Source organism: Micromonospora sp. NPDC047620, assembly GCF_043205005.1.
In the GTDB taxonomy this organism is placed as follows: domain Bacteria; phylum Actinomycetota; class Actinomycetes; order Mycobacteriales; family Micromonosporaceae; genus Micromonospora.
Genome location: NZ_JBIDDG010000016.1, coordinates 115444 through 129983, shown reverse-complemented (window position 1 = coordinate 129983; position 14540 = coordinate 115444). Strand labels below are relative to the sequence as shown.

The following is a 14540-nucleotide window of genomic DNA, read 5'->3' as shown; positions in this document are numbered from 1 at the left end:
GGGAACTGGCCGTCGGGTCGGTGCTCAGTGCGTACCGTCCGAGTTGTTCGAGCTGGTCGAGGTGCCGCCGCCGACCGTCGCCTGGGTGCCGTCGGCCTGGGCCTGCACCTTGAGCGCCTCCTTCTCGGCCGGCGTGAGCACCGGCGGCTCGGTGGAGGGCTGGCGCTTGCCGAAGCCGTTGTACGGCGCCATCGGCGGCCGCTTGGCCACCCGGGCGCAGATCCGGGCCATGTCGGCGGTGGAGAGGGTCTCCTTCTCCATCAGCTCCAGCACGATGTTGTCCAGGACGTCCCGGTATTCCACCAGGATCTCCCAGGCCTCGTCGTGGGCCAGCTCGATCAGCGCCCGCATCTCGCCGTCGATCTCGGCGGCGACGGCGTCGGAGTAGTCCCGCTCGTGGCCCATGTTGCGGCCGAGGAACGGCTCGTCGCCGCTGGTGCCGTACTTGATCGCGCCGAGCTTGGAGCTCATGCCGTACTGCGTGATCATCGCGCGGGCCAGCTGGGTGGCCTTCTCGATGTCGTTGCCGGCGCCGGTGGTCGGCTCGTGGAAGACCAGTTCCTCGGCGGCCCGGCCACCCAGCGCGTACGCCAGGGTGTCGACCATCTCGGCGCGGGTCTGGGTGTACTTGTCCTCGGTGGGGAGCACCAGGGTGTGGCCCAGCGACCGGCCGCGGGACAGGATCGTCACCTTGTGCACCGGCGCGGCGTGCGGCAGCGCCCAGGCGACCAGCGCGTGCCCACCCTCGTGGTACGCGGTGATCTTCTTCTCCTGGTCGCTCATCACCCGGGTCCGGCGCTGCGGACCGGCGATCACCCGGTCGATCGACTCCTCCAGGGAGTCGTTGGTGATCGCACGCTGGTCCTTGCGGGCGGTGAGCAGCGCGGACTCGTTGATCACGTTGGCCAGGTCGGCACCGCTGAAGCCCGGGGTACGCCGGGCCACCGCGTCGAGGTCGACGTCGGGGGTGAACGGCTTGCCCTTGGCGTGCACCCGCAGGATCGCCTTGCGGCCCTCCATGTCGGGGGCGTCCACCGGGATCTGCCGGTCGAAGCGGCCCGGGCGCAGCAGCGCCGGGTCGAGGATGTCCGGCCGGTTGGTGGCGGCGATCAGGATGACCCCGCCCTTGGTGTCGAAGCCGTCCATCTCGACGAGCAGCTGGTTGAGGGTCTGCTCGCGCTCGTCGTGACCGCCGCCCATGCCGGCGCCGCGGTGGCGGCCGACGGCGTCGATCTCGTCGACGAAGACGATGGCCGGCGCGTTCGCCTTGGCCTGCTCGAAGAGGTCGCGGACCCGGCTGGCGCCGACACCGACGAACATCTCGACGAAGTCCGAGCCGGAGATCGAGTAGAAGGGCACCCCGGCCTCGCCGGCGACGGCGCGGGCCAGCAGCGTCTTACCGGTGCCGGGCGGGCCGAAGAGCAGGACGCCCTTCGGAATCTTGGCGCCCAGGGCCTGGTACTTCGCCGGGTTCTGCAGGAAGTCCTTGATCTCGTGCAGCTCCTCGACGGCCTCCTCGGCGCCGGCCACGTCCGCGAACGTGGTCTTCGGCGTGTCCTTGGTGATCATCTTCGCCTTGGACTTGCCGAAGTTGAGCACCCGGGAGCCGCCGCCCTGCATCTGCGACATGAAGAAGAGCAGCAGGAGCACCAGCAGGGCGATCGGGAGCAGGTTGACCAGCAGGCTCACCCAGATGCTGTCGGACGACACCTTGGCGTCGGCCGGGCCGGTGACCCGGTTGTTGGCCTTGGCCTCGAGGACCTCGTTCCAGACCTCGTCGCCGACCTCGTAGGGGAACTGCGCCTCGATCCGGTCGGTGGTGGTGTCACCGAACTTGGCCTTGTCCTTCAGGTCGAGCTGGAGCGTCTGCTCCTTGTCCTGGAAGACGACCTTCTCGATGCCGCCCTTGTTGAGCTGGTCGAGCGCGATGGACGTGTCCACCCGGTGGTAGCTGGGACCAGCGGTGAACAGTTGACTGAGCACAACGGCGCCGAGGATGACCAGGATGATCCAGACCACCGGTCGGCGGAAGAAACGCGTACGTTCCATACTGTTGTCGAGCGCCGAGACGCCCGCATCCTCCTGATCGACGTCCTGTCCGTCTGATGGTGTCGCCGCCTGCGGCGGCGGCCGGAGCCGCCGTGCGGGCCGACTCGACCCCGAGGCGCGAAGTTTGCCGCGCCGCGGTCATTCGACGGTACACCTTGTGCGCGAGGAGTGAGCTTGCGAGCCCCGCAGTCGCGCACGAACGGAACATCGTGCGCGCGGAGTGAGCTCGCGAGCCCAGCAGCTGCGCGTCGGGCGAACCGGGTCCAGCCGACGTGACGGAAGCTCCGCGCCCGGCCGCCCGACCGCCCAATCCCGCGGTTCGAGGGGTCGGGCGTGGAGGATGCCTCCACGCCACCGACCTATACCGTAGTCCGACTGGCTGAGAGCCCGCTGAACGTCCGCTCGATGGACGCCGATGCGAGAGGGGCTCAGGCCCGGGCGTAGACCTCGGGCTTGAGCACGCCGACGTACGGCAGCTCGCGGTAGCGCTCGTCGAAGTCGAGGCCGTAGCCGACGACGAACTCGGTGGGGATGTCGAAGCCGACGTACTTCACCGGCACCGGCACCTTGACCGCGTCCGGCTTGCGGAACAGCGCGACGACCTCGACGCTGGCCGCCGAGCGGGACTCCAGGTAGCGCAGCAGCCAGGAGAGGGTCAGGCCGGAGTCGACGATGTCCTCGACGACGACCACGTGCCGGCCGGCGATGTCCCGGTCCAGGTCCTTGAGGATGCGGACCACGCCGGAGGAGGTGGTGCCCTGGCCGTAGGAGGAGATGGCCATGAAGTCCAGTTCGGCGGGCGGTCCGTTGCGGCCCAGCGCCCGGGCGAAGTCGGCCATGAACATCACCGCGCCCTTGAGCACGCAGACCAGCAGGAGCCCGTCATCGACGTCGGCGTAGTCCGCCGAGACCTGCTTGGCGAGTTCCGCGGTCTTCTCGCGGATCTGCGCCTCGGAGATGATCACGTGGTCGATGTCGGCGTCGTACCAGGAGCCGTCAGCCATGGCTCCTAGCCTGCCGTACGCCGGATGGCCTCCGTCGGCGGGGCCGCCCCTTTTGGAGCGGTCCCGCACGGGATGAATTACGCGAAGGCCACCAATCACCTCAGCAGGCACGCGACCGCCAGCGGCGGCCGTCGTCGGTCGGCTTCCAGTCGGCCGAGTCCCGGCTGTCGGCGGTGAGGCCGACGGCCGAGGCCACGGCGAGGAGGAGGAAGAAGACGAGGAAGAACAGGAACTCCATGGCGGCGCTCACTTTCGCACGATTGCTGTCGGTTTCGCCGCCGGTGCGCACCGGACTGCATCCAGTCTGCGCCGAGCCCGACAGGCCGGACAGTGGCAGGAATGCCACTCCCCCTCGATTTTCTGCCACCCGTGCGGTTACCCTCGTCACATGCTCAGCTCGGTCGCCGTCCTCGCCCTGGACCGGGTCGCCGCGTTCGAGCTCGGCGTCCTCGCCGAGGTCTTCGGCACCGACCGCACCGCCGACGGGTTCCCCGGCTACCGGTTCCACGTGTGCAGCCCCGACGGCGGGCCGGTCCGCACCACGTCGGGCTTCCAGCTGACCCCGCACGCGGACCTCGGGCCGGCGGAGGAGGCGGACCTGGTCGCCGTGCCGGCCCACGAGCACGGCTCCACGGTGCCGGCCCCGGTGCTCGACGTGCTGCGCCGGGCCGCCGACCGCGGGGCGTACGTGTTCAGCGTCTGCTCCGGAGCGTTCGTGCTGGGCGAGGCCGGCCTGCTCGACGGCCGGGAGTGCACCACCCACTGGCGGTACGTCGACGAGCTGCAACGCCGCCACCCGACGGCGAAGGTTCGGTGCAACTCGCTCTACGTGCAGGACGACCGCCTCATCACCAGCGCCGGCACGGCGGCCGGCATCGACGCGTGCCTGCACCTGGTCCGGCAGGAGCACGGCTCGGCGACGGCCACCCGGCTGGCCCGCCGGATGGTGGTCCCCCCGCACCGCGACGGCGGGCAGTCCCAGTACGTCGAGGCCCCCATTCCGAGGACCCCCGAGGCGGCCACCCTGGAGCCGGTGCTGGAGTGGCTGATGAGACACCTGGACCGGCCGGTGACCGTGGACGAGCTGGCCGCCCGGGCCGGGATGGCCCCGCGCACGTTCGCCCGGCGGTTCCGGGCCGAGACGGGCACCACGCCACACGACTGGCTGACCAACCAGCGGGTGCTGCTGGCCCGCCGGCTGCTGGAGGAGACCCGGCTCAGCGTGGAGGCGGTCGCCGACCGGGCCGGCTTCGGCGACGCGGCGGCGCTGCGGCACCACTTCACCCGCCGCGTCGGTGCCACGCCGCAGACCTACCGGGCCACCTTCCGCGACCGGGTCGGGGTCTGAGCCGCCCCCTTCCCCGCGGCTGGCTCGTCAGCGGGGGACGGCGGGGGTGAGCCGGCCGTCGCGGCGGACCACCCGCAGCCCGCCCGGCAGGTACGCCGCCCCCTGCCCCCGCCAGCCGGTGACCAGCGTGTCCAGCGCGGTCACGTGCCGGTGCGACAGGGCGGAGGGCGGGGCGCCCAGCTCCCGGGCCCAGGCGTGCAGCACCCGGCCGCGCACCGCCGGCGGGAGGGCGGCCAGGGCACCCACCGAGAGCCCTCCGTCGGGGTGGCGGACGTCGGCCAGCGCGGCGACCGCCAACTCGTCGAGGACGGCGTTGTCCGCCGCCACCAGCCGGGCCGTCCGGGCCAGGTTGTCCAGCACCCCCGGCCCGAGCGCGCGGACCAGGGCGGGCAGCACGTCGGCCCGCACCCGGGCGCGGGCGTACGAGGGGTCGGCGTTGTGCGGGTCCTCCCACGGGCTCAGCCCGAGCACCGCGCACGCCTTGCGGGTCTGCTCCCGCCCCACCTCCAGCAGCGGGCGCAGCAGGGGCACCCCGTCGAGGTCCCGCCGGGCGGGCATCCCGGCCAGGCCGCGCGGGCCGGCGCCGCGGGCGAGCGCGAGCAGCACCGTCTCCGCCTGGTCGTCGCGGGTGTGCCCGGTGAGCAGCGCCGCCGCCCCGTACCGGCCCGCCACCTCGGCGAGCGCCCGGTAGCGGGCCTCGCGGGCGGCGGCCTCGGGCCCGCCCGGTCGCCCGGCGACGTCGACCCGCACCGACTCGACCGGCGCCAGGCCGATCTCGCGGGCCCACGCCGCCACCGCCGCGGCCCGCTGCGCCGAGCCCTCCTGGAGGCCGTGGTCGACCGTCACCAGGCCGGCGGCGCGACCCAGCCGGGGCGCCACGAACGCGGTCGCGGCGGCCAGCGCGAGCGAGTCCGCCCCGCCCGAGCAGGCGACCAGCACCGGGCCCCCGGGCGACAGGTCGGCCAGCGCGCGGCGGACCGCCACCCGGATCGCCGCCACCGGCGGGGAGAGCGCGGCCACGGGCGTACGGTCAGCCCGTGGCCTGGACCGGGCCGACCGGCCCGTGCACCCGGGCCACCCAGGCGTCCGGGTCGCCCAGCTCCTCCAGCCGGGGCAGGGTGAGCGGCGAGCCGAAGATCTTGTTGAAGCCGTCCATGCCGACCCGGTCGACCACCCCGTGCACGAACTTGCGGCCCTCGGCGTACTGGCGCATCTTGACCTCCACGCCGAGCAGCCGGCGGATGGCCTTCTCCAGCGGGTTGCCGGCCTCCCGGCGCCGGTTGAAGCCCGCCCGGATCCGCTCGACGCTCGGGATCACCTCCGGACCGACGCCGTCCATGACGAATTCGGCGTGCCCCTCCAGCAGGGTCATCAGCGCGGTGAGCCGGTCCAGCACGGCCCGCTGCGCCGGGGTCTGCACGATGTCCAGCACGCTGGTGCGGCTCTCCGGGTCCCGCACCGCCTCGGCGAGGGTGGCCACGCCCCGGCGCAGCCGCTCCAGCAGGTGCTCGCCGCCGCTCGACGACGCGTCCACGAAGGCCTGCACCTCGCTGAGGAAGTACGCCCGCATCCAGGGCACGGCGGTGAACTGGGTCCGGTGGGTCACCTCGTGCAGGCAGACCCAGAGCCGAAAGTCGCGGGGGTCGGCCTCCAGCTTCCGCTCCACCTCGACGATGTTCGGCGCGACCAGCAGCAACTGCCCGGGGTCGGCGGAGAACACCTCGTACTGGCCGAGGACCCGGCCGGAGAGGTACGCCAGCACGGTGCCGGCCTGCACGCCGGTCAGCCGGGAGCCGATCGCCTCGGTCAGCGGACCGGGCTGCTTGTCCTTCGTGAGCCGGCCGACCAGCGGCGTGATCACCTCGCGCAGCCCGGCGATGTTGGCGGCCGCCCAGTCCCGGCGGTCCACCACCCGCACCGGCGGGTGCGACACCTGCGAGCGCAGCCCCGTGTAGTCCGCGACGTGCCCCGCCGCCTCGTCGGTCAACCGCCGCAGGTCGCCGACCACGTCGGTGGCCTCGGCGTACGACACCCGGGGGCCCGACTTGCCCAGTGCCCCCGCGGTAGCGGCGGCCAGATCCCAGTCCACGAACTGCGCCATGCACCCACCGTACCCGCGCCGGGACACTCCGACCCGGGCTCGCGTCGGCGTGATCGACGCCGGTCGCGCCCTGCCCTGTCCGGTCAGCGGCAGCCGCAGCCGGCCAGGGCGGCGCCGATCCGGTCCAGCGCCACCCGGGCGGCCTCCAGGCCGTCCGGCGGCACCGCGTCGGTGAGCACCGCGAAGGTGAGCAGTCGCCCGTCGGCGGTGCTGACCACGCCGGCGATCGCGTGCACCTTGGTCAGGGTGCCGGTCTTGGCCCGGACCACCCCGGCACCGGCCTTCGTCGCCGCCGTGCCGTACCGGCCGGCGAGGGTGCCCGACCAGTCGGCCACGGGCAGGCCGCCGAAGATCGCGGCCAGTTCGGGGCGGCTGCCGTCGCCGGCGAGCGTGATCAGGTCGGTGAGCAGCGAGGGGCTGATCCGGTTGCTGCGCGACAGCCCGCTGCCGTCGGCGAGGGACAGCTCGTCGGCCGGCAGGCCCAGCTCCCCTGCCACCGCGTCCATCGCCGCACCGGCACCCTCGAAGGAGGCGGGCTCGTTGCGGGCCAGCGCGACCTGACGGGCCAGCGCCTCGGCGATGATGTTGTCGCTGTCGCTGATCATGATGTCGACCAGCCGGACCATCGGCAGCGACTCCACCTTGCCCAGCTCGGCGCCGGGCCCGGGCGTGCCGGTGGCGGCGCCGCCGTCCGCCGCGGGTGCGGTGCCGCGCTTCACCGTGTCGGCCGGCACGCCGAGCAGCCGGGCGAAGGCCCGGCCGGCCGCGAGGTCGGGCTGCTCCACCCGCTCGGCCCAGTGGTTGCCGGCCGCGTCGTCCTTCTTGGCGCGCGGCACGTCGCTGCGGGCGCCGTCGGTCATCAGCGCGGTGATCGCACCGCCGTAGCCGCCGGTGGGGATGTCCTCGTCCCACCCCGGCTCGTAAACGGGGCCGGAGTAGAGCGACGAGTCGACCGTCACCTTCGTCGGCTCCGTGCCACCGAGCGCCGTGCGCACCTGGCTGGCCAGGTCGTCGAGGCGCGCCGCTCCGGGATAGAAACCCTTCTTGTCGACCGCCAGCGTGGGGTCGCCGCCGCCGACGAGCACCACCTCGCCGGGGTTCGGGCCGGCGACCGCCCGGGTCGGGATGCGGTACGCGGGGCCGCGCGCGGCGAGCACCGTCACCCCGGTCACCAGCTTGGTCACCGAGGCGGGCACGGTGCCGTCGTCCTCGCCCCGGCCGAAGAGCGGCTGGCCGGTGGCCACGTCGGCCACCGAGACGTTGACCCGGTCGCCGAGCGCGGACACGCCCACCAGCGGGGCGAGCGCGGCGCGTACCCCCTCGGGGGTGGGCAGCGGGGCGTTCGCGTCCGCGCCGGACAGCACCGCCATGGGCGCCGGCTCCGCCGCCTGCGCGGCCCTCCGCTCGGCCGGCTCGTCGCCCAGCCAGTCGGCGACGGGGCCCGGTCGGACCACGGCGATCCCGACGGCGGCGAGCACGAGCACGAGCACCACGGCCAGGGCGACGGGCAGGACCCGGCGGCGCGCCGGGCCGGACGCCGGGGGCGGGGCGCCCACGTCGGGCGGCCCGCCGGCGGGGCGGGTCGCGGCGGCGGCCCAGAGGTCGGTCGGCGCGGGCCGGGGCGGCTGGCCGTACGCAGCCGGGCCGGCGTCGCCGGGGGACCCGGGCGTGCGGGGAAGGTGGGCGTCGGGCACCGGGAACCGCCCGGTGGCCCCGCCGGAAGCAGATCGCCCGGTACCCCGTCCAGCACCGCCCTCCGGGCGGTAGTGTGAATCTTCCCTCCCCACGACCCCCTCCTCCCCCCGCGAAATCTGCTTGGGTGACACTACTTCGGTCCGAACACTATGCGGCGGCCGGAGCCGGCGGGTGGGCATTCACCCGACGGGAGCGGCGTGCCGCTGGTTTCCGTTAGCCAGCGTGGGCAACGAGGGAGCGTGCAGATGGATTTCGACGTGACGGTTGAGATCCCGAAGGGTCACCGCAACAAGTACGAGGTCGACCACGCGACCGGCCGGATCCGGCTGGACCGCACGCTCTTCACCTCCACGCAGTACCCGGCGGACTACGGCTTCATCGAGGGCACCCTGGGCGAGGACGGCGACCCGCTGGACGCGCTCGTGCTGGTGCCCGAGCCCACCTTCCCGGGCTGCCTGATCCGGTGCCGCACCATCGGCATGTTCCGGATGACGGACGAGAAGGGCGGCGACGACAAGGTCCTCTGCGTCCCCTACGAGGACCCGCGCCAGGAGCACCTGCGCGACATCCACCACCTCGGCGAGTTCGACCGGCTGGAGATCCAGCACTTCTTCGAGGTCTACAAGGACCTCGAGCCGGGCAAGTCGGTCGAGGGCGCCACCTGGGTCGGCCGGCAGGAGGCCGAGGCGGAGATCGCGGCGTCGTACCGGCGCGCCAAGGAGGCCGAGGAGCGCGGCGAGTCCACGCACTGACCCTGCACCAGACGTCGACGGGCCCGGGGGCCGCTCAGCCGAGCAGCCCCCGGGCCCGTTCGTACAGGTCGAGCACCGCGCAGGCGACCGGCACCACGGAGACCACCAGGGCGGTGTCGGCCAGGTCGGCGACCCGACCGACGTACGGGGAGACCGGGCGACGGGCGTACGTGGTGCCGGCGGCCACCGCCAGCAGGGCCAGCGCCAGCCCGCCGACGACCAGCGCGAGCCGGCCGGCCGGACCGGAACGCTCGGCGAGGACGGCGCCCAGCACGGCGTACCCGGCGAGGCCGGCGACCACGGTCGGCACCCGGTGGCGCAGCGCCACGAACAGCCGGGAGCGGAGCAGCAGCACGGTCGCGGCGACCGCCACCAGCAGCCGGCCGGCCAGCCCGCCGGAGAAACCGAGGACCAGCGCGGCGGCCACCGCCAGCACGGCGTGCCCGAGCAGCATCCCGGTGAGCATCTCCTCGGTGCGGGCGACCGCCGCGTAGACCCGGTCCCGGTCGGGCAGGTCCCGGGCCCGGTCGGTGTCGCCCGGCTCGCCGGTCGGCAGGGTGATCGGGGGCAGCGGCACCTTGCCGAGCCGGATGGCCAGCAGCGGGACCGCCCCCACGGCCAAGACCAGCACGCAGAGCAGGACCGCCGCCGTCCCGGCGGGGCTGAGCAGCAGGCCGCCGAGCGCCGCCAGCGCGCCGGCGGACCCCGCGGTGGCGCCGGCCACGAAGACCCGGAGCCGGGTGGCGATGCCGACCAGCCCGAGCACCGACACCAGCAGCAGCGCCACCGAGCCGGCCAGCAGCTCGGGCGCCCCGAGCCAGCGCAGGCCGGCGACCGGCCCGACCGGGTCGCCGGAGCTGACCGCCAGGGCGCCCGCAACGGCCGCGTACGGCAGGGCGTAGCCGCCGAGGGTCGCGCCGGTCGAGGCGTCCCCGTGGGCGCGGGACGCCACCACCCCGGCGAGGACGAGCAGCAGCGCCACCACGGCGGCGGCCGGCCAGCCGGCCCGGTGCCCGGGCCCGCCGGCCGCCAGGGCGAGCAGCCCGACGGCCAGCGGCACGGCCGCCCCGGCCAGGGCGGCGGCCCGGGTGGCGGCGGGTGACCACGCGCCGCCGCGCCGCCGGGCCCCGTCGGCGATCGCCTCGACCACGTCGTCGTACTCCAGCTCGGGCCACTGCGCGCGGGCCGGCACGAGGTGCAGCACCTCCCCGTCGCGGACGCCCTGCGGCAGCAGCGCCTGCGCGGTGGCCAGCACAACGCCGTCGGTGCGCCGCAGCACCCAGCCGCCGTGCCGCTCGCCGTCGTCGGCGAGGCCCTCGCCGGCGTGCCGCAGCACCTCGGGCAGCAGCTCGACCAGGGGCACCTGCTCGGGCAGGGCGACGTCGACCCGCCGCTGGGGGGCGCTGATGGTGACTCGGGCCAACCCGATTGTCATCGACCAGTCTCCATATCGAACGGGGTTGGTGGCTGCGCGGACGACAGGACTTTACCTACCATGTGTCGGGCTCGGGTTACCGAGCGCTGTCAGGAGGTCGAGTGTCCACTGTCGTCATCAAGCGGCCACCCCGACGTCCGGCGCCGGAGATCCCGGTCGGCGAGCTGCCGGTGGACGCGCCGCCGGAGATCCCCGCCGTCACCGGCGGGCGCTGGCAGCAGCTGCTGATGGTGCTGCCGATGCTCGGCGGCACGGTGGCGATGGCCATGATGTTCGGTCGCGGCGGCGGGGCGTACTCGTACGTGGTCGGGGGCATGTTCGGGCTCTCCTCGCTGGCCATGCTGGTGACCTCGTGGGGCAGCGCCTCGGGCACCCCGAAGAAGTCGGAGATGATGGCCGCCCGGCGGGAGTACCTGCGGCACCTGACCGCGCTGCGGCGCCGGGTCCGGCACACCGCCGGGCAGCAGCGCGCCGGGCTCTACTACCGGCACCCGGATCCCGGCCGGCTCTGGTCGACCGTCGACAGCCACCGGGTCTGGGAACGGCGCCCCGCCGACCCGGACTTCGCGGTGGTCCGCGTCGCCGTCGGCCCGCAGACCCTCGCGACCCCGCTGGTCCCGCCGGTCACCCGCCCGCTGGAGGAGCTGGAGCCGATGACGGCGGGCGCGCTGCGCCGGTTCCTGGACGCGTACTCCGTGGTGCCCGACCTGCCGGTGGCGCTCTCGCTGCGCAGCTTCGCCCGGGTCTTCGTCCGGGACGCCACCGGCGGTCCGGGCGACGGGTCGGCCGGCCAGGCGCTGGCCCGGGCGATGCTCGCCCAGCTCGCGGTCTTCCACGCCCCGGACGAGCTGCTCGTCGCGGTCTGCGCCGGGCCGGAGCGGCGAGCCGCGTGGGAGTGGGTCAAGTGGCTGCCGCACGCCCACCACCCCACCCGCACCGACGCCCTCGGCCCGGTGCGGCTGGTCACCAGCGCGGCGCCCGAGCTGGAACGGCTGCTCGACGAGGTGCTGGCCAGCCGGTCCCGGTTCAGCCCGGCCGGGCCCGCCACCGACGGCCCGCACGTGGTGGTGGTGCTCGACGGGGGCGACCTGACCGGCGCCACCGACCTGACCGGGGACGGCGGCATCGACGCGGTGACGGTGATCGACCTGGACACCCCGCCGCCGCGCCTGCTCGACCGGTTCGCGCTGCTGCTGGAGCTGCGCCACGGCCGGCTGCACTCCCACTCGGCCGAGGGGCACGCCGAGGTGGGCACGGCGGACCGGCTCGACCCGGTCGACGCCGAGGCCATCGCCCGGCGGCTGGCCCCGCTGCGGCTGGCCACCGCCGTACGCGGCCCGGACGCCCCGCCGGGCGCCGAGCCGGGCCTGCCCGAGCTGCTCGGTCTCGGCGACCCGGAGGGCTTCACCGCCGAGCAGGGCTGGGCGCCCCGCTCCGCCCGGGAGCGGCTGCGGGTGCCGATCGGGGTGGGCGCCGACGGCGGCGCCATCGAGCTGGACCTCAAGGAGTCGGCGCAGGACGGGATGGGGCCGCACGGCCTGCTGATCGGGGCGACCGGCTCCGGCAAGTCGGAGCTGCTGCGCACGCTGGTGCTCGGGCTGGCCGCCACGCACAGCTCGGAGCAGCTCAACCTCGTGCTGATCGACTTCAAGGGCGGCGCCACGTTCGCCTCCTTCGACCGGCTCCCGCACACCGCCGCGGTGATCACCAACCTGGCCGACGCGCTCCCGCTGGTCGACCGGATGGTCGACGCGATCAACGGCGAGCTGGTGCGGCGCCAGGAGCTGCTGCGCCGGGCCGGCAACTTCGCCAGCCTGCGCGACTACGAACGCGCCCGCGCCGCCGGCACCCCGCTCGCCCCGCTGCCGTCGCTGCTGCTGATCTGCGACGAGTTCTCCGAGCTGCTCTCGGCCAAGCCCGACTTCATCGACCTCTTCGTGCAGATCGGCCGGCTGGGCCGGTCGCTCGGCGTACACCTGCTGCTGGCCTCGCAGCGGCTGGAGGAGGGGCGGCTGCGCGGGCTGGACACCCACCTGTCGTACCGGATCGGGTTGCGGACCTTCTCCGCGCTGGAGTCCCGGACGGTGCTCGGCGTGCCGGACGCGCACGAGCTGCCCCGCTCCCCCGGGCACGGCTACCTGCGCTTCGGCACCGAGCCGCTGGTGCGGTTCAAGGCCGCGTACGTCTCCGGGGCGCTCCGCCGGCGCGGCGAGGCACCGGGCGCGGGCGGCGCGGGAGCCCCACGCCTGCTCGCCTTCTCCACGCACCTCGTGCCGAAGCCGGAGCCGGTCGGGCCGCCCGCCCTGCCCGCCTCGGCCGACGAGGGCGAGACCGGGAGCCTGCTGGAGCTGATGGTCGACCGGCTGGCCGGCCAGGGCCCGCCCGCGCACCAGGTCTGGCTGCCCCCGCTCGGGCGGGCGCCGGCGCTGGACGAGCTGCTCGGGCCGGTCGCCGCCGACCCGGCGCGCGGGCTCGCCTTCGGCAACCCGGAGCTGCACGGCGCGTTGCAGGTGCCGGTGGCGGTGGTCGACAAGCCCTTCGAGCAGCGCCGCGACCTGCTCTGGTTGTCGCTGGAGGGCGCCGCCGGGCACGTCGCGGTCGTCGGCGGGCCGCAGAGCGGCAAGTCGACGGCGCTGCGCACGCTGATCTGCGCGCTGGCGCTCACCCACACCCCGGCCGAGGTGCAGGTCTACTGCCTCGACTTCGGCGGCGGCGGTCTGGCCGCGCTGCGCGACCTGCCGCACGTCGGGGGCGTCACCGGCCGCGCCGACCCGACGGCCGTCCGGCGTACGGTCGGCGAGATCGCCACCCTACTGGTCGACCGGGAACGCCGCTTCGCCGAGCTGGGCGTGGAGTCGATGGCCGCCTGGCGACAGCGGCGGGCCGCGACGGCCGGCACCGGCCAGCCGGGCGCCGACCCGTTCGGCGACGTGTTCCTGGTGGTGGACGGCTGGGCCACCCTGCGCGGCGAGTACGACGACCTGGAGCCGCTCATCACCGACCTGGCCACCCGCGGCCTGTCGTACGGGGTGCACGTGGTGGCGACGGCGGTGCGCTGGCTGGACTTCCGGCCGGCGATCCGGGACCTCTTCGGTTGCCGGCTGGAGCTGCGCCTCGGCGACCCGTCCGACTCGCTGGTGGCCCGCCGGGCGGCGGCGAACGTGCCGGAGAAGACCCCCGGCCGGGGCGTCACCGCGGAGAGCCTGCACTTCCTCACCGCGCTGCCGCAGCTCGCCGCCTCCGGCGGGGACACCACCGATCTCGTCAAGCAGGTCGCCGGGAGCTGGACGGGGCCGGCCGCGCCCCCGGTGCGGCTGCTGCCGCCGGTGCTCCCGTACGCCGAGCTGGACCTGACCTCGACCACCGGCCTGCGCATCCCGGTCGGGATCGCCGAGGCGGACCTGCGCCCGGTGGTGCTGGACTTCGCCACCGAGCCGCACTTCGTGGTCTTCGGCGACGCCGAGTGCGGCAAGTCGTCGTTCCTGCGCACGCTGGCCACCTCGATCATCACCCGGTTCACCCCCGAGCAGGCCCGGGTGATCCTGGTCGACTACCGGCGCAGCCTGTCGGACCTCACCGAGGCCCCGCACCTGATCGGGTACGGCTCCGCCGCGGCGCACACCACCGAGCTGATCGATTCGGCCGCCGGCTACATGCACGGCCGGGCTCCCGGGCCGGAAGTCACCCCCGCGCAACTGCGGGAGCGGTCGTGGTGGTCCGGGCCGGAGCTGTTCGTGCTCGTGGACGACTACGACCTCGTGGCCGGTGGGCCGGCCAACCCGCTGCGTGCGCTGGAGGAGCACCTGCCGCACGCCCGGGACGTCGGGCTGCACCTGGTGCTCGTCCGGCGCTCCGGCGGCGCCGGCCGGGCCCAGTACGAGCCGATCGTGCAGCGTCTCCGCGAGCTGTCCACGGCCGGGCTGGTGATGGCGGGCAGCCCGGACGAGGGGGCGCTGGTCGGTCCGGTCCGGCCCGGGCCGCTGCCCCCGGGACGCGGCCGGCTCGTCACCCGGCGCGAGGGCGTACGGCTGGTCCAGCTGGCGTATCTGCCGTCGCCGTGACGGGTGTCCCCGGATCGCCCCGCAAGGCCGCGGGGAACCGGTAATCTCCGATCGTCATGTTTGCGTCTGGGATGAACGGCTTGAGGATGTGACCA

10 protein-coding genes are annotated in these 14540 nt (G+C 74.7%); 3 read left to right on the top strand and 7 right to left on the bottom strand.

Going from position 1 to position 14540, the window contains the following annotated elements; all coding sequences use genetic code 11:
• Positions 1-24 precede the first annotated feature (24 nt).
• From ftsH to ACGF5C_RS21235, 3 genes are all read right to left on the bottom strand, one after another.
• Positions 25-2049 (bottom strand): ATP-dependent zinc metalloprotease FtsH, encoded by a 2025-nt coding sequence (gene ftsH, locus ACGF5C_RS21245; RefSeq protein ID WP_393304003.1) that lies wholly within the window; start codon positions 2047-2049, stop codon positions 25-27.
• Positions 2050-2477: 428 nt separating this feature from the next.
• Positions 2478-3053, bottom strand: a complete 576-nt coding sequence (gene hpt, locus ACGF5C_RS21240) for a hypoxanthine phosphoribosyltransferase (RefSeq protein WP_357456518.1) — start codon at positions 3051-3053, stop codon at positions 2478-2480.
• 100 nt (positions 3054-3153) lie between these two features.
• Positions 3154-3303, bottom strand: a complete 150-nt coding sequence (locus ACGF5C_RS21235) for a hypothetical protein (protein WP_393304085.1) — start codon at positions 3301-3303, stop codon at positions 3154-3156.
• A 138-nt stretch (positions 3304-3441) separates the two neighbouring features.
• Between ACGF5C_RS21235 and ACGF5C_RS21230 the strand changes: the two genes are divergently transcribed.
• Complete coding sequence (locus tag ACGF5C_RS21230; protein WP_393304001.1) at positions 3442-4401, top strand: GlxA family transcriptional regulator; 960 nt, start codon at positions 3442-3444, stop codon at positions 4399-4401.
• 27 nt (positions 4402-4428) lie between these two features.
• Here the strand turns inward: ACGF5C_RS21230 and tilS are convergent, their stop codons facing one another.
• The 3 genes from tilS to dacB form a co-directional block, all read right to left on the bottom strand.
• The gene (gene tilS / locus ACGF5C_RS21225; RefSeq protein ID WP_393303999.1) at positions 4429-5421 is read right to left on the bottom strand and encodes a tRNA lysidine(34) synthetase TilS; all 993 of its coding nucleotides are present in this window, start codon (positions 5419-5421) and stop codon (positions 4429-4431) included.
• 10 nt (positions 5422-5431) lie between these two features.
• Positions 5432-6502 (bottom strand): zinc-dependent metalloprotease, encoded by a 1071-nt coding sequence (locus ACGF5C_RS21220; protein ID WP_357696127.1) that lies wholly within the window; start codon positions 6500-6502, stop codon positions 5432-5434.
• Positions 6503-6585: 83 nt separating this feature from the next.
• A complete protein-coding gene (gene dacB, locus ACGF5C_RS21215) occupies positions 6586-8058 on the bottom strand; it encodes a D-alanyl-D-alanine carboxypeptidase/D-alanyl-D-alanine-endopeptidase (protein WP_393304075.1) in 1473 nt (490 codons plus the stop codon).
• Positions 8059-8442: 384 nt separating this feature from the next.
• Here dacB and ACGF5C_RS21210 point away from each other — a divergent pair, with 384 nt between their 5' ends.
• A complete protein-coding gene (locus ACGF5C_RS21210; protein ID WP_091107853.1) occupies positions 8443-8949 on the top strand; it encodes an inorganic diphosphatase in 507 nt (168 codons plus the stop codon).
• 34 nt (positions 8950-8983) lie between these two features.
• Here the strand turns inward: ACGF5C_RS21210 and eccD are convergent, their stop codons facing one another.
• Positions 8984-10384: a type VII secretion integral membrane protein EccD gene (eccD, locus tag ACGF5C_RS21205; protein ID WP_393303997.1), complete on the bottom strand. Its 1401-nt coding sequence runs from the start codon at positions 10382-10384 to the stop codon at positions 8984-8986.
• A 101-nt stretch (positions 10385-10485) separates the two neighbouring features.
• Here eccD and eccCa point away from each other — a divergent pair, with 101 nt between their 5' ends.
• Entirely contained in the window at positions 10486-14445 is a 3960-nt protein-coding gene (gene eccCa, locus ACGF5C_RS21200; RefSeq protein ID WP_393303995.1) for a type VII secretion protein EccCa, read from the top strand.
• Positions 14446-14540 lie beyond the last annotated feature (95 nt).